Genomic DNA, 16,996 nt, shown 5'->3' with positions numbered 1-16,996 from the left:
TGAGATTCTATCTCAAAATGATTAAAGAATTTATCTAGTAAAGTTTAATAATTGTTCTCTCCAGTATTCATACTGTTTCTGTCTTAGTTTGATTTCTTTTGGAAGGCCCTCAGAAAGAGAGTTGGTTAAAGTATTGAAATTGTCAAGGGTAGAGACGATTCTTTCTTGTTCTGTAAGGGATGGTAAGTAAAAAGTAATTTTATCAATAGCATCCTTAGATAATCTCGGAATACTTGCCTTTCGAACTTGCGATTTGAGTCTATCTTGCTTACTTACCAAGACATAGTACATAAATTTATCAGAAATATTATCTGACGTCTCTAATGTGTAGACATCATCTGCTGCCCAAAAGTCCATAGCGCTATACCCAATTTCACCAGCCGCACCTGCACAAATTACAAAGCTAGTATTTTTCACTCTGTTTGATTCGGTATAATATCCTAAGGGCGTCAAACTGTTTTGATAAACTGGAAAATTTCCTGTAGTAGCTAATTGTTGTCTCACAAGACGTTTCCCGCGTTGTAAATTGACAACTTGTCCCAACTTCACTCGAATTGGACCAAATACCCACTGTAAAAGTTTGATAATTGCAGAGTTGTCCCACTCCTCTACTCTACTCTACTCTACTCTCAGTGTACTCGCCTTCGGCGACGAATGTCAAGAGTTTTTCTCGGAAATATTCGTACTGTTTTTGACGAAGTTCAATCTCCTTGGGAAGTCCGATATTGAGGTCATGACAAACCGTATCAAAGTTATCTAGAACTTGAACAATGCGAGATTGAATTTCGAGGGAAGGGACTGGGATTTTTACATTTTTCAGACTATTCGCATTAAACTGAGGCTGGCCAGCCTTTGAAACTAAATTATTAGCCTGTTTCCAATACAATTCACTCTTTGAAAAATGCCAATAGTATCTTGAATTCAACTCCTCTGATGGAGTAATCTTAATTAAAAAAGAGGCATACGCGCTAGCTTCATCTGTATCAATAAATAGCGTTTTTCCATAAGTAGCACCCGTTCTAGCCATCAACAAGTCACCATATTTTACTAGATAGTTTCTAGATTCTTCGCTTAAAGCAATATATTTTTTATCATTCGACTTGAGATAGCCATTTTCATCAATATCAGTGATTCGAATAAATCTAACATCTCCAGTATCTTTCGCTTTATCAGTATAGCCATAATTAAATTTAGCTACTTCCTCTAGAGTCTTCCACTCAACCTGATAAACCTCATCCTCAAAAGATAAAAGTTTATCTCGATAATAAGAATATTGCTTTTTACGTGAGGTCAATTCTGAGGTCAATTCTGAGGTCAATTCTGTAACATACTCAGTCATTTTGTCAAGTATTTGCACGATTTTTTCTTGAATTTCTAGAGGAGGAATTGGGATTTTAATTTTTGATAGATTTTTAGGATAAAGCTCTATAACTTTAGTGCCAATAACTTGCTTTTCTTTCTGTTTTTGAAAGAAAGTAGATTGCATATAATAGTTTATATACTTTGAATTTTCTCTCGTTTTCATTATACAAGAATGACCTCCAATGCATACATCACCATCTCCTAACCAAACAATAGATTTTCCCACATCTTCTATATTTTCACTAGTTGTCGCTACAATAATATCGCCAGTTTGTGCTTTTTTCAACTTTTCAGATAAAGAAAAAGAGATAAATGATTTCGTTTTATATACGTAACTACTGTAATATGTATATATTTGTCCATAATGAATACAAGGTATGCCTTCATCTAAAAAATCTTTTTTCTGTAACCCATTTCCTCTGACAATTTCACACACTTCCCCCAACTCCTTCCACTCAACGGAACAGTTTTGGATTTCTTCTAGGATGTTCATCACTTACCTCCTTCCTTGGCTAGATTTTCAATGCTTTTGATTTCCTTGAGGTAATCTTTTTCAACTTGACTAAGGGTCTTGGTTTGATAGCTCTTATATTCCTTATCCACCTTATGCTCCATCTGTTCACGAGAGATAGAACCACTGTTAGCTAGCAAGTCTTCCCCAGTAGCCTGAAGGATACGATCTACGTGAGCCACCCAGTCAGCCATGGTCATGACTTCTTCTCGCTCTGCCTGTCTTTCAGCAAAGTCTAGATATCCTGATACAAGCTGATTAAGCCCACGGAGTTCCTTCTCTGTCAGATAGTTCTTGGCAACTTTTGCTTCAGATAGAGTAGGGAGGTCGCCCTTAAAAGTGGTCAAGCCCATAAACTCCTTTTCACTATCAACACGATTGTAGATGAGTTCACTCGCAGTATTGTGGTGAATAGCATAATGCATCTTGTTTTGAACCGTCGCAAAGAATTTCTTTGCCTCTGGTGAGTTTGCATTGTAGTCACTAGATGTAGCGAAAAGATCTAAAACCTGACGGTAAAAGACTTTTTCACTTGAGCGAATGTCTCGGATTCTTTCCAAGAGTTCTTTAAAGTAAGAGCCTCCACCCAAGTTTTTCAAGCGCTCATCATCCATAGCGAAGCCCTTAATCAGATACTCTTTCAAGACTGTCGAAGCATAGTGCCTAAACTGGATTCCACGAGGGGAGCGCACACGGTAGCCAATCGCCAAAATCATATCCAGATTATAAAAGGCGACTTTTTTTGACTGAGTTTTTCCAGCTATTGCACCGTGACGAGTGGTTGTCAACTGATAGTTGACAACCACTGTTTCATCTAATTCACCATCCTCAAATATTGCCTTGATATGTTTACTAATGTTTTGCTTGGAAGTTTGAAAGAGCTCAGCTAGTTCTTGTTGGGTCAGCCAGACCGTTCCATTATCCAAGTGAAGCTCAATAGCGGACTTGCCATCATCTGCTGTTCTATAGAGAATCACATCATTTGCCATAGCTAAGTTCCTCGACAATCTTATCTATCTCTGCACGCAAGTGGTCAATCTTTGTCACAGTCTCAGCGATTTCTTTATTGAGCACATCAATATCAATCTTCTCACGAGTATCTTCTTGTTCGACATAGGTTGAGACAGAGAGGTTGTAATCCTGCTCTGAACCAATCACTTCATTATCAACAAGAGTTGCTTTATAGTCTACACTTTGATAATTGGTGAACAATTCAACAATGTGCTCAATATTGCTATCTGTCAAAATATTGTTATTGGTCTCTTTTTTGAATTCTTTACTCGCATCGATAAAGAGGGTTTTGTTCTCTAGTTTATTCTTCGCCAGAACTAAAATCGTAGTTGCGATAGAGGTTCCAAAGAAGAGATTGTCTGGAAGGGCAATGACTGCTTCAACAAAGTTGTTATCTACCAGATACTGACGAATGGTCTTTTCAGCACCTCCACGATAGAAAATGCCTGGGAAACAAACAATAGCTGCCCGACCTTTATTAGACAAGTGGTTGAGACTATGCATGATAAAGGCAAAGTCAGCTTTTGACTTAGGAGCTAGTTTCCCTGCTGGCGCAAAACGGTCATCGTTTATCAGCGTTGGGTCTCCATCTCCCACCCATTTGACAGAATACGGAGGGTTAGAAACGATAGCATCAAATGGCTTTTCTTCTAAATGCTGAGGATTTAAAAGGGTGTCTCCTCGCTTAATGTCAAAGTTATTGTAGTTGATATTGTGCAAGAACATATTCATACGAGCCAAGTTATAGTTGGTCATGTTGATTTCTTGACCAAAGAAACCATCCTCTAGAATATGTTCTTCATATTGTTTTTTCATCTGTAACAAGAGTGAACCCGACCCACAAGTTGGGTCATAGACCTTGTTAATCTTATCCTTGCCGACCATGACTAGTCGAGCTAGTAATTTAGAGACTGTCTGTGGTGTGAAAAATTCACCCCCGCTTTTTCCTGCATTACTAGCATAGTTAGAAATCAAGAACTCATAAGCATCCCCAAAAGCATCAATATCATTGTCCTGAAAGTTGCCAAAGTTAATGCTATTGATACCATTGAGGATATCAGATAGGCGTTTATTTTTTTCTGGAACACTTCCACCAAGGATGTTACTTCGTGTATCTAAGTTATCAAACAAGCCTTTGATATCGTCCTCTGATTTAAAGCCAATCGCTGACTTCTCAATAGCCTGAAAGATATTGGCCAATTCTTCGTTTAAATTTTCGTTTTGTGAAGCATCCTTAACTACATTTTCAAATAGTTGACTAGGAAGGATAAAGAATCCCTTATCTTCAACTGTCCCTGGTTTGAAATCTTGCTCAGCCTCTTGGTCACTCAATTCAGCATAACGGAATTCTAAGTCGCCAGCTTCATGCTCAGCACGGTCAAAATAGTCTGCCATATGCTCTGAAATAAAGCGATAGAAAAGGATACCTAGGATATATTGCTTAAAATCCCAACCGTCTACAGCCCCACGCACATCGTCTGCAATCGCCCAAATTTTACGATGCAGCTCCTTGCGTTCTGCATTTTCTTTACTTGCCATTTTTACTTCCCTTAATTAATGTATTATCTTTTCTATTTTATCATATTTCAAGAAAAACCACTTGACCTAGGGAGGACGAGTGGGAGCGAAATTTAACACGGAAAAAGGGTACAAGCATGAAGGATATTACTAAAAGGAGAACATACTAACCAATTATCCTTTAAAACTCATAGATTACCTACCAGTATTCCCTATCTATTTTCTCCTCGAATGTAAATCCTTTAGCTTCTAATTCCTCAAGTTGCGGCTGAATCTTTTCAATGACAGACCTATTCTTTTTCATTTTATCTTGATTTTCATCCATCATAAGAAAATATTTTTTGTTTCTAGGAACAACATCAAAACAGTAATAACCCAATCCATTTGAAAGAATTCCCTGAATTTCCCAAAATACTAAGAACTCTCTGCCTCCAAACTGCTCCATGGCATCCCAGATACTTCTATCCCAAATTTCAAATTCATTAAATTTTTCAATTGAACTAAGATAGGTCAGGAGGAAATAATCTTTTCGTCTTAGCTTAGAGAAATTTCCATTATTAATTTCTAAGTTTGAATAGTGAAGCCCCAAATCATAGAAGGTAAGTACTCTATGTTTTTCCATAAAATAAAGGATTTCAGATTGATCCAAACCTTCTTTTCTCAGAATAGTTTCCCAGAAATTCACAATTCTACCTATTATTTCTTCACTTAAAGGACTATTCCTCTCATATCGGGGAATTTCTTCATTTAACTTTTCTCCAACAATATAGTCCATTGCAGGACTATTATAAAATTTCAGAGATTCCTGTATAGTAATACGTAGTAATTTAGCTTTCTGATGTTCAGAAAAAGATTTATATTCACTTGAAAGATATTGATAAAAATCAGTCTTATGATTCCCCTCTCTTAGTTCTCTTGATAATTCCTCACTATCTGTCTCAAGTAATGTATCCAATTCCTCTTTTGTACGATTTAGAGATTCTTCATAAAGAAAATAGGCCGAGCTATTCATTTTATAGTTTGGTGGATATCGGTTAGGATCTGATTGTTGAATGTCGGACAGTATTTCTTGTATGCTTCGTCCAAACTTGAACACCCCTCCAAAACTAGTTTTTTCATCATCCTTGACTTTTATTTCTTCAGCCTTTAATAATTGTTTATATAATTCAGGATAAAAAAGGTAGGTATAGATAATCCAAAGTTGCTGTTCCTCCTGAACATGTCCTAATTTACCCCTTGAAAAGAATTCTTGATTGACATAGTCATTAAAATGATTTCTATCTCGCAAGTTTCTATTTTCAAAGCTAAACCTTCTCCAAAACTCATCTGACAAGCTCGTATTAAGTTTTTTACTTAACAACTCAAAATAATCTTGCCAAATGTTTGAAGGGTGAAGAGAAAATGGTAGTTCTATCCGTCTATCAATAATTTTTGAGAGGAAATTATCTTCGTTAAGATGCACTTTCTCAATATCTCCAACAAAAACAATTGGAAGTTTGCCATTAAGCAAGCTAAAAATTTTATAACTCTCCTCTTGTTGTTTGTTAGACATTCGATCAAAATCATCAATAACTAATACTTTCCGAGATAATGACAGACATTTAGAAGTTAGTAAACAACTGTAAAAACCATCTGATTGGATTTTAAAAAATTGATAGATTGCTACTAATAAAACAATACTCCCAATAATTAATTTAACACAAAAAGATTCAAAAAAAGAGCTTAAACCCAAATCAACTACATTAGTCATTAAGATAGAAACTGCGACACATAAAACTATGAAAATCCTTAAAAAGCTATATACCAACGGGTGTAATTTCGAAAAAACAATCTCAATCGTTGAGCGGTTATCGCTTAATCTCCAAAAGTCTATCGTAACTAATTTTTTACTAGTATTCCTACCAACTTCAACTAGAAATTCTGTTTTTCCAGAACCCCAGTTCCCATTTAAGAAATAAGTTTTATTTTCTTCAAGTAATTTAGCGACATTTTTAGCTGCAACGAAGGTATCAATGTGCTTTAATGTAATGAATCTATCATCCATAGTATCTCTTTCTAAAAAAAATATTTTATAACCTTATACTTTCCCTAAAATTATACCACGAATCCAACAAAAATCCCCTTAGAAATCTGCTTCTAAGGGGTTATTCTTATCCTGCTACTTGTGTAGTTTCTTCTGATTTTACTTTCTTATCCTTCTTGTTCGAACCAGTCAATCGGCGCTTGCTATCTCGGATTGTATTCAGATCCTTGAGGAGTTTGGTCAGGTGTTCCTTCTCAGGATAGGCTTCTGCACTGGCTGCGGTATAGCGCATAAAGAGGTCGTAGATACTGGTTAGTTCAGTACGGACTTGTCTGGTCTTGCCAACTTCCTTGGCAGACTTGTGAGCACGCGCCTTACTCTCCACTTGATCATACTCCTCCTGCGCACTGATCACCGCCGTCAGCATAGGTGTCAGTCCTAGACTGGTCACTGCCGTGTGATAGGGTTCTTCGCTGAGGGTTTTGAGCAAACTCTTGATTTCTGCCGTTTCCACATCATTGCTGTGCTTGGTGATATCCTTGTACTTAGCAAAGACTGGTTTCAATGTCTCATGGGCTTCTTTGAGTTTGACCTCCTTGATCTTAGCAAATCCTCGATGAAGGGTAAAGAGACCAACTAGAGCACTGTCACGATTGCGATCGACTTCGGTCAGGTTAGTCGCCTCTTTCTTTTCCACTGTAGCAAGTTGGGCTTGGAAGTCTGCTAGCTTACTCTTAAAGGAATCAAGGTGCTTGCTATACATAGGCTCGTCCTTATGTGCCTTGGCAAAAACTTCTAGTAGTTGACCCGTGTCTACCATGAGACTTTCAAACTCACGGTTGGTAAAGTTAGTATAGCTTAGTGGACGGATAGTGAATATTTTTGTCATAATGATAACCTTTCTTTTTTCATTATTTCAAAAAGGAGTTTTCCCTTAAATTTATAAATCCATTCTAACAGTTACTTTAAAAGATTTGTCCCCCTTCCTCTGAACTGTCAATATTTCCATCTAAAATGTACTTCTCAGGGCAAATCTTTTATTTCCAAAACAAAAAATCCCTATCTGACTAGACACACATCCGTCTGTCAGATAGAGACCTTACTATTTTTAGATTTTAACTTTTCTAGCTTTAGAATACATCTAAACTTTAGGAAAGACGACTATTCGAAAGTTCTAAGACCTCAAAACTTTCTCAGCTAGACTATCCGAAGCTTAGAATGCTCTTAAATTTATGTATTTCTTGTCATTCTAAGTTTAGAATGCATATAAACTTTAGTAAATTCATATCTTCGAAACTTCGAATAGCTACCTACCCTACTCCAACTGGCTTTTAACCTTCTTCTTAGTCAAGATACGGTCGTTTTTGTTAGAGAGAGCTTTGATACGAGCTTCGAGAAGGATTTTCCGTCCGGCCTCTGTTCGTGTGTAGACGAGGTGATAACGTCCGATAGTCGGCGTCAGAAAGTCGAGGAATTTCTGTGCTTCTTCTTTGCGTTTGTCAAAAAGACTAGGCATGGCATAGTAAGGTGACTGACCTTGTCGGACTTTCTCTGCCTTCAAGAGATAGCGCTGGTTGTCCACTGGAGCAAAGAACTCTCCCACAGTCTGCGCAAACAGCTCCTTGTCCCTCATGCTTCCTCCCTTGAGATAGGCAAAAACCATATAATTTTCCTTGTCCTCCTCTACCTGAACACGGGATTGATCGTCCGTTAGATGCCCCAAATCTAGCAGAGCCTTTCGGATCTGCTCGCCCAGAGACTGCAAGCGTTTATAAGGACTCTTATAGGAGAGGTAGCGCCAAGATGCAAAGGCCAAAAAGAGGAGACAGGCTACCGTAAGCCACCAAACACCGTTCAGTCTCAGTCTAAATAGCAAAACCAACAAATCCACTGCCAACAAGAGCAATGACATGCGAACCCATTTTAATGCATCAAACTGGAGCATGACTGGAATCTTCTGTTTTTGGGTTGCGACTTCTGTAACTATCTCGAACTGATCCGCTACGACAAGAGCATCCTGCCATTTTTGTCTCAAGCCTGCTCGATCCTTGGAGAGACTCTTAACTCGCTCATTGTACTCACTGATTTGCTTTTTCTTAAAAGGGGGCTTTGGAAAATCCAAACGATCCAAACCAGTCTCAATACTCTCCTGTTTATAGGTCAAGCCAAGGAAATGCTCCATCCGTCGCGACAAGGTCTGCAGATCCTGATTGCTCTCTGGTCTTGGCTCCTCACCAGGAAGAGTGATGAGCGCTTGCGCTTGAACGGCTACCAGATGCCAGATGTTACTGGTCTTTTCTGGATGTCCCGGCCAGATACGAATAGCTCGCCCCCGCATCTGATTACTCAGCATAAAGCTCCCCACAAAACTTCCAAGGACTAGGGAATTGACACAAGGGGCATCCCAACCCTCTCCGAGGAGAGATTTGGTTCCAACTAGGATTTGGATCCGACCGCGTTGAAAAAGCTCCGTCACCGCCGCTACAATACCCTTAGCTGAGCTTGGAAAACCAACCTGCACATAATCTTTTGGATCCAAGTGACCAATAGATGAGAAACTAAGAGGAACCTGAGGCAAGAGTTCCTTCAACTCTGCTGCCACATCGGTAGGCAAAATAACGACACTACCTGACAAGACAGCCAAAGACACAGGTATCTCTTGCTCCTGAGCTTTTCGACGAATGCTTTCAAAATAAGGGAGAACCCCCAACTGAGAAATGGTCGCCTGATCATCTCCCAGATAGGTGGCAAAATCCTTGCGAATATAGTCAGCTAATACTAACTGTCTCAGTTCCTGACCTAGACTCTCATACTCCGTCAAAAAGATATCGGCAATGGCAGACAACTTCCCCAGAGATTGGGTTAAAAGCTGGTCAGAAGCCTTAGACTTAACCAGATAAACCTGACGTTTTTCCACCAACCCACGCGCCTTCAACTCAGCCTCTAACTTTTTCCTATATCCATCTGGATCCTCATACCAATCTGGTGTCTGATAGAGTATGCTCTGCAACAGCGTCTCCAACCAGTAGGAGGTCAATGCTGGAAGCTTCTGGGTTCCCAGTAAATTTTGTAAAGAGGGAGGAATCGTTAACCCCTGATAATGCATATAAATCAACATAGCAGAAAAATACTTGGGATCTTCTAAGAGCAAATCAGATGAAATATCCCCTTTGAGAACCTTAGCCCCTGCTACAAATGTTTGAAAATCAGGATCGACTATAAGGTGATGAATATAGTCCCACTTAGTCTCCTCAAACCGTTTGAGACGTTCCGACTCTTCAGCTGTTGGTGAACAGATATAAACAAAATCCTGATGAGGGCAGAGAGTGTCTTCCTTGACTAGTTCAGGTACCGTGATTTCTTGGTCGATTTCCCCACACATACGGATATAGCGTTCCCAGAGTTCAGGCTCGCTGTCATAAGGTGGTGTTGCTGTCAGGGAGACGACTTGCAACTGTCCATACTGCTTGCGAAAGGTTTCCAGACTTTTCCACCATTCATTGCGCAGGTGGTGGCATTCGTCCAAGCAAAGAGTAGCAACTTTCTGAGCTCTTAGACTTGCAAGCAAATCAAACCCCACAAAATCCTCTGCTTCTCCATCTTCTTGTGATTGCAATTGGTTCATAGCGCTATGAAAAGCCTGATAGGTCACAATCGTTAATGCTTTCATCTCCTTTAAGTTTTGGGAAACGAGATCTGAAATCTTCTGTTCGTTCTCTAAAAAGGCTGTTTGGATCCTATCTACCCATTGTTCACGAATGGTGACAGTCGGAACCAAGACAAGGGCTGGGTTGCCAAAACGAGCGATCAGCTCGATACCAATGGTGGTCTTGCCGGACCCTGGTGCCGCCACTAGGTGAACATGCCCATCTGTTTGATAGTTCTGAAAACGATCTAAGACTTCCTTTTGGTACTTTCTCCATCTTCCTTTAAATTTTAAATCTAACATTTCTTTCACCGTTATATCTCTTGACTTACTCCTTTAATTGTACCACACTTATATAAAAAGCAAGATAAGGAATCAAATTAGTCTTTATAAGAAAAATATGGTATAGTAGAACCATACTATCTATAAGGAGTTTCTATGTCACAGCATAAGCAAATGAAAGCTGTTTCTCCCCTTCTACAGCAAGTCATCAATATTTCGTCTATCGTCGGGGGAGTCGGCACCTTGATTTTCTGTATTTGGGCCTATCAGGCGGGTGTTTTACAGTCAAAGGAAACCCTATCAGACTTTATTCAGCAAGCTGGGCTTTGGGGGCCACCACTCTTTATCTTTTTACAAATCCTACAAACTGTTGTTCCGATCATTCCGGGAGCTTTGACCTCAGTGGCTGGGGTCTTTATTTACGGCCACATCATCGGAACCATCTATAACTATATCGGCATCGTGATTGGCTGTGCCATTATCTTTTACCTCGTCCGTCTCTATGGGGCTGCCTTTGTCCAGTCCGTCGTCAGCAAGCGCACCTATGACAAGTACATCGGTTGGCTAGATAAGGGCAATCGTTTCGAGCGGTTCTTTATCTTTATGATGATCTGGCCTGTCAGTCCAGCTGACTTTCTCTGTATGCTGGCTGCCCTCACCAAGATGACCTTCAAACGCTATATGATTATCATCATTCTGACCAAGCCCTTTACCCTAGTGGTTTACACTTATGGTTTGACTTATATTATTGATTTCTTCTGGCAGATGTTTTGAGAATAGAAAAATCCGTTTGGTTTCCCAAGCGGATGTTTTGTTTGTTTTATTTTGCGACACTCTTAGCAAGGACAAAGTTCCCAAGTGTGGCAGAACCATTTCCAGCAACTGCAGGTGTCACGATGTAGTCACGCACGTCTGGTACTGGTAGGTAGCCGTTGAGGAGAGCTGTGAATTTCTCACGCACACGGTCCAGCATGTGTTGTTGGGCCATAACTCCACCACCAAAGACGATCACGTCTGGACGGAAAGTCACTGTAGCATTGACCGCAGCTTGAGCGATATAGTAGGCTTGAACGTCCCAGACAGAACTGTTGAGTTCGATGTTTTCACCACGAATACCTGTACGGGCTTCGAGGCTTGGACCAGCCGCAAAGCCTTCCAAACAGCCCTTGTGGAAAGGACAAACGCCGTTAAATTCTTTTTCTACATCCATTGGGTGTTTAGCCACATAGTAGTGCCCCATCTCAGGGTGACCTACACCACCGATAAACTCACCACGTTGGATAACACCTGCACCAATCCCTGTACCGATCGTGTAGTAAACCAAGTTTTCGATACGACCGCCAGCATTGTTACGAGCAACCACTTCACCATAGGCAGAGCTGTTTACGTCAGTGGTGAAATACATGGGTACGTTGAGGGCGCGACGGAGGGCACCAAGCAAGTCTACATTTGCCCAGTGAGGTTTTGGAGTCGTTGTGATAAAACCATAGGTTTTTGAGTTTTTATTGATATCGATGGGACCGAAGGAACCGATGGCAAGGCCTGCAAGATTATCGAATTTTGAAAAGAATTCGATGGTTTTATCGATCGTCTCGATAGGAGTTGTTGTAGGAAACTGTGTTTTTTCTACAACGTTAAAATTTTCATCTCCGACAGCACAGACAAACTTTGTACCGCCCGCTTCTAAGCTTCCATATAATTTTGTCATGATAAACCTCTTATCTTTGTTTTCTCTATTATAGCACATTTTAAAGGGCTAGATTTCTCAATATTTTAGATTTTCCTCTGTAAATCTTACCATCCAAGTAAAAACGAACAAACATGACATTTGTTCGTTTTGTTTTTAGATTTGATTTTCGAAGAGGACTAGGCTTTCACTTCGATGATAGCGTCACCCTTGACAACTGAACCGCTTGCGACTGGTGTCACAGAAGCGTAGTCTGCTGTGTTGGTCACGATAACCATTGTTGTGTCGTCAAGACCTGCGGCAGCGATTTTGTTTGAGTCAAAAGTTCCAAGAACGTCTCCAGCTTTGACCTTGTCGCCTTGAGCAACCTTTTGTTCAAAACCTTCACCGTTCATAGATACAGTGTCGATACCAACGTGGATCAAGATTTCAGCTCCATTGGCTGTCTTCAAACCAAAGGCGTGACCTGTTGGAAATGCGATAGAGACTTCTGCATCAGCTGGAGCGTAAACCACACCTTGGCTTGGTTTGACAGCGATCCCTTGTCCCATTGCACCACTTGAGAAGACTGGGTCATTGACATCAGCAAGCGCTACGACATCACCAACGATAGGAGTTTGGATTGTTTCGTTTTGAGGAGCTACTGGAATGTTACCAGTTGTTTCTTCTTGGACCAAACGTTCTGTCGCTACTTCAGTAGCAACTTCTTCTTCGTCTTCGTAACCAAACATGTAAGTAAGGGCGAAACCAAGAACGAATGATACAGCTACCATAAGAAGGTATTGAAGCAATTGACCGTTACCAACGTACAGCATTGTACCAGGGATGATGGTGATACCATTACCAGTACCAGCAAGTCCAAGGATTGAAGCCAATCCACCACCGATAGCACCAGCGATCAATGAAAGGAAGAATGGTTTACGGAAGCGCAAGTTTACCCCGAAGATAGCAGGCTCTGTAATACCGAGGAAGGCAGAAAGAGCAGCTGGGAAAGCAAGTGTTTTTAGTTTAGGATTCTTCGTTTTAACACCAACGGCAACAGTTGCAGCCCCTTGAGCTGTCATCGCTGCAGTGATAATAGCGTTAAATGGGTTCACATGGTCAGCAGCAAGCAATTGCACTTCAAGCAAGTTGAAGATGTGGTGCACACCTGATACGACGATCAATTGGTGAACTCCACCGATGACCAAACCACCAAGACCAAATGGCAAGCCAAGAATTGCTTTTGTTCCGAAAAGGATGTAGTTTTCAACAACGTGGAAGACAGGTCCGATGACAAAGAGTCCAAGGATAGACATGACCAAAAGTGTCACGAACGGTGTCACCAAGAGATCCAAGACATCTGGAACCACTTTGCGGAGAGCTTTTTCAAACTTGGCTCCGACCACCCCGATAATGAAGGCTGGAAGAACGGAACCTTGCAAACCAACAACAGGAATGAAACCAAAGAAGTTCATAGCTGTTACTTCACCACCTGATGCTACTGCCCAAGCGTTTGGAAGTGAACCAGAAACCAGCATCATACCAAGGACGATACCAACAGCTGGATTTCCACCGAATACGCGGAAGGTTGACCATACAACCAAACCTGGCAAGATGATGAAGGCTGTATCTGTGAGGATTTGGCTGTAAATGGTAACATCTTCTGGAAGTGTCATTCCAAGAGCATTCAAGAGACCACGAACACCCATGAAGAGACCAGTTGCTACGATAACTGGGATGATTGGCACGAAAACGTCACCGAAAGTACGGATAGCACGTTGGAACCAATTTCCTTGTTTAGCAGCTTCTGCTTTCATGTCTTCTTTAGAAGATGTTGGCAAACCAAGCGCAACGACTTCGTCGTACATCTTGTTTACTGTACCAGTACCAAAGATAATTTGGTATTGACCTGAGTTAAAGAAAGCTCCTTGAACTTTATCCAAGTTCTCAATCACTTCCTTATTGATTTTCCCTTCATCTTTGACCATGACACGTAGACGGGTCGCACAGTGGGCAACACTGTTGACATTTTCACGTCCGCCAAGGGCTTCGATGACCTTTTTTGCAATATCCTGATTGTTCATTTGCAAAAATCTCCTTATAAAATTTTGTTCTTGTTTGAAAGCGATTTTATTCGCCCTACGACTATTATTTTATCATGTTTCTAAAATATGTCAAGCGTTTTGCAGAAATTTTTATTTCCTTTCTTTTTTCTCTGATTATTTTTGCTCGTTTTTGAGGGATATTTTCTTTTTCCTCAAAAAAATATCTTTATATTAGAGGAATCAAAGCTTTTTATTTATATTTTCTTTCATTTTTTCGTGAAAATTTGCCAGATTTCCTTCGCTTAGTTTCTGGCAATCGTTTGACATTTTTTTCTCTTTTTTAACATAAAAGGCTTGCTTTTTTTGTCGAAAACGTTTACTATTAATAATAGAATAGAACTTATGGAGGAAAGATAAAATGGAATGGACAACTGAGCGCCGTTACAGACGCTATGAAGACTGGTCTAATGATGAAATCAAGCAAATCAAGGAAAAGATGGCACAATCTCCTTGGCATACTCGTTACCATGTCGAGCCTAAAATGGGGCTTCTCAATGATCCAAATGGCTTTTCTTATTTTGATGGCAAATGGATTCTCTTTTACCAGAACTTCCCCTTTGGTGCAGCCCATGGGTTGAAATCTTGGGTACAGCTTGAAAGTGATGATTTAGTGCACTTTACAGAAACTGGAGTCAAAGTTTTGCCAGATACTCCATTAGATAGCCACGGTGCCTACTCTGGTTCTGCCATGCAGTTCGGCGATCAGTTGTTCCTATTTTATACTGGAAATGTCCGTGATGAAAACTGGATCCGTCACCCTTACCAGATTGGTGCTTTGATGGATAAAGATGGCAAGATTACAAAGATTGACAAGGTCTTGATTGACCAGCCATCAGACTCTACTGACCACTTCCGCGACCCGCAAATTTTTAACTTTAAGGGCCAATATTATGCTATCGTCGGTGGACAGGACTTGGAGAAAAAAGGCTTCGTCCGCCTCTACAAGGCTGTAGACAATGACTACACAAACTGGCAAGCAGTTGGCGACTTTGACTTTGCTAACGACCGCACTGCCTACATGATGGAATGCCCAAATCTGGTCTTTGTAGGTGAGCAACCTGTCCTTCTCTACTGCCCACAAGGATTGGATAAGGGTGTTCTAGACTATGATAATATCTATCCAAACATGTACAAAATCGGGGCATCCTTTGATCCTGAAAATGCCAAAATGGAGGATGTGTCACCCCTTCACAACCTAGACTACGGCTTTGAAGCCTATGCAACTCAAGCTTTCAACGCTCCAGATGGACGTGCACTAGCAGTAAGTTGGCTTGGGTTACCAGATGTTTCCTACCCATCTGACCGTTTTGACCACCAAGGAACCTTCTCATTGGTCAAAGAACTCACTATCAAAGATGGCAAACTCTACCAATATCCTGTCTCAGCCGTCAAAGAACTTCGTGCTTCTGAAGAGGTCTTCTCAAATCGTACTCAAATCAATAACACCTATGAACTCGAGCTCAACTTGGAGGCCAATAGCCAAAGCGAGATTGTCTTGCTCGCTGATAAAGAAGGCAAGGGGCTTTCAATCAACTTTGACCTTGTCAATGGACAGGTGACAGTAGATCGTAGTCAGGCTGGTGAACAGTACGCCCAAGAATTTGGTACGACTCGTTCTTGCCCTATTGATAACCAAGCTACTACTGCCACTATCTTCATCGACAAGTCAGTCTTTGAAATTTTCATCAATAAAGGAGAAAAAGTATTTTCTGGTCGTGTCTTCCCACATGCGGACCAAAATGGTATCCTGATCAAGTCTGGAAACCCAACCGGAACTTACTATGAATTAGATTATGGTCGCAAAACTAACTGATGTCGCAAAACTTGCAGGCGTCAGCCCCACTACCGTCTCACGGGTCATCAATAAAAAGGGGTATCTATCTGAGAAAACCATTCAAAAGGTAAATGAAGCCATGCGAGAATTGGGCTACAAACCCAATAATCTGGCTCGAAGCCTCCAAGGAAAATCTGCCAAGTTGATTGGACTTATTTTTCCAAACATCAGTCATGTCTTTTATGCGGAGTTGATTGACAAGTTGGAACACCAACTCTTCAAAAATGGCTACAAGACCATCATCTGCAACAGCGAACACGACTCTGAAAAAGAACGGGAGTACATTGAAATGCTGGAGGCCAATCAGGTAGACGGTATCATTTCTGGAAGTCACAACTTGGGAATCGAAGACTACAATCGTGTGACGGCACCGATTATTTCCTTTGACCGAAATCTATCACCTGACATCCCTGTCGTCTCCTCTGATAACTACGGTGGCGGGGTTCTCGCAGCCCAAACTCTGGTTAAGACAGGAGCTCAGTCTATCATCATGATTACAGGAAATGACAACTCTAACTCACCAACTGGACTGCGCCATGCTGGATTTGCCTCTGTTCTCCCGAAAGCGCCTATTATCAATGTTTCGAGTGACTTTTCTCCCGTCCGAAAAGAAATGGAAATCAAGAATATCTTGACCCATCAGAAACCAGATGCGATTTTTGCTTCGGATGATTTGACAGCTATTCTGGTCATTAAAATTGCTCAAGAACTAGGAATTTCTGTTCCTGAAGAGCTCAAGGTCATCGGCTATGATGGAACTTACTTTATCGAGAACTATTATCCTCATTTGACAACGATTAAGCAACCTATGAAAGAGATTGCCCAACTCACTGTCGATCTTCTCTTGCAGAAGATTGAAGGCAAGGAAGTTACGACAACTGGTTACTTCTTACCAGTCACCCTATTACCTGGAAAAAGTATTTAATACTCTTCGAAAATCTCTTCAAACCACGTCAGCTTCCATCTGCAACCTCAAAACAGTGTTTTGAGCAGCCTGCAGCTAGCTTCCTAGTTTGCTTTTTGATTTTCATTGAC

Annotated in this window: 12 protein-coding genes; 3 read left to right on the top strand and 9 right to left on the bottom strand. The window is 40.7% G+C overall.

Features of this window, described 5'->3' with window-relative positions; all coding sequences use genetic code 11:
- Positions 1-30 precede the first annotated feature (30 nt).
- From HT680_RS00840 to HT680_RS00810, 7 genes are all read right to left on the bottom strand, one after another.
- Entirely contained in the window at positions 31-504 is a 474-nt protein-coding gene (locus HT680_RS00840; RefSeq protein WP_345890210.1) for a restriction endonuclease subunit S, read from the bottom strand.
- Positions 505-613: 109 nt separating this feature from the next.
- Positions 614-1,855 (bottom strand): restriction endonuclease subunit S, encoded by a 1,242-nt coding sequence (locus tag HT680_RS00835; protein ID WP_173257532.1) that lies wholly within the window; start codon positions 1,853-1,855, stop codon positions 614-616.
- The gene (locus tag HT680_RS00830) at positions 1,855-2,862 is read right to left on the bottom strand and encodes a virulence RhuM family protein (RefSeq protein ID WP_173257530.1); all 1,008 of its coding nucleotides are present in this window, start codon (positions 2,860-2,862) and stop codon (positions 1,855-1,857) included. The genes HT680_RS00835 and HT680_RS00830 overlap by 1 nt, the downstream gene beginning before the upstream one ends.
- Positions 2,852-4,423, bottom strand: a complete 1,572-nt coding sequence (locus HT680_RS00825; RefSeq protein WP_173257528.1) for a type I restriction-modification system subunit M — start codon at positions 4,421-4,423, stop codon at positions 2,852-2,854. The genes HT680_RS00830 and HT680_RS00825 overlap by 11 nt, the downstream gene beginning before the upstream one ends.
- 178 nt (positions 4,424-4,601) lie before the next feature.
- Positions 4,602-6,446, bottom strand: coding sequence for a P-loop NTPase fold protein (locus HT680_RS00820; protein WP_173257526.1), 1,845 nt, complete (start codon positions 6,444-6,446; stop codon positions 4,602-4,604).
- 106 nt (positions 6,447-6,552) lie between these two features.
- Positions 6,553-7,314, bottom strand: coding sequence for a DUF6261 family protein (locus HT680_RS00815; RefSeq protein ID WP_173257523.1), 762 nt, complete (start codon positions 7,312-7,314; stop codon positions 6,553-6,555).
- A 426-nt stretch (positions 7,315-7,740) separates the two neighbouring features.
- The gene (locus HT680_RS00810; protein WP_173257521.1) at positions 7,741-10,374 is read right to left on the bottom strand and encodes a DEAD/DEAH box helicase family protein; all 2,634 of its coding nucleotides are present in this window, start codon (positions 10,372-10,374) and stop codon (positions 7,741-7,743) included.
- 135 nt (positions 10,375-10,509) lie between these two features.
- Between HT680_RS00810 and HT680_RS00805 the strand changes: the two genes are divergently transcribed.
- Positions 10,510-11,127, top strand: a complete 618-nt coding sequence (locus HT680_RS00805) for a TVP38/TMEM64 family protein (protein WP_061417446.1) — start codon at positions 10,510-10,512, stop codon at positions 11,125-11,127.
- A 46-nt stretch (positions 11,128-11,173) separates the two neighbouring features.
- Here HT680_RS00805 and scrK read toward each other — a convergent pair whose 3' ends face one another.
- On the bottom strand, positions 11,174-12,061 hold the full coding sequence (scrK, locus tag HT680_RS00800) for a fructokinase ScrK (protein ID WP_173257519.1): 888 nt from the start codon (positions 12,059-12,061) through the stop codon (positions 11,174-11,176).
- Positions 12,062-12,219: 158 nt separating this feature from the next.
- On the bottom strand, positions 12,220-14,106 hold the full coding sequence (locus tag HT680_RS00795; protein WP_173257517.1) for a sucrose-specific PTS transporter subunit IIBC: 1,887 nt from the start codon (positions 14,104-14,106) through the stop codon (positions 12,220-12,222).
- 379 nt (positions 14,107-14,485) lie between these two features.
- Between HT680_RS00795 and HT680_RS00790 the strand changes: the two genes are divergently transcribed.
- Together HT680_RS00790 and HT680_RS00785 are read left to right on the top strand one after the other, a co-directional pair.
- Positions 14,486-15,940 carry a sucrose-6-phosphate hydrolase gene (locus HT680_RS00790; protein WP_173257515.1) on the top strand — a complete coding sequence of 485 codons (1,455 nt, stop codon included), beginning with the start codon at positions 14,486-14,488 and terminating at the stop codon, positions 15,938-15,940.
- Entirely contained in the window at positions 15,921-16,886 is a 966-nt protein-coding gene (locus HT680_RS00785) for a LacI family DNA-binding transcriptional regulator (protein WP_173257513.1), read from the top strand. Before HT680_RS00790 ends, HT680_RS00785 begins: the two co-directional genes overlap by 20 nt.
- Positions 16,887-16,996 lie beyond the last annotated feature (110 nt).

Source organism: Streptococcus sp. 5905 (assembly GCF_013276505.1).
GTDB lineage: Bacteria > Bacillota > Bacilli > Lactobacillales > Streptococcaceae > Streptococcus.
This window is presented reverse-complemented; position numbering and strand designations above follow the sequence as displayed.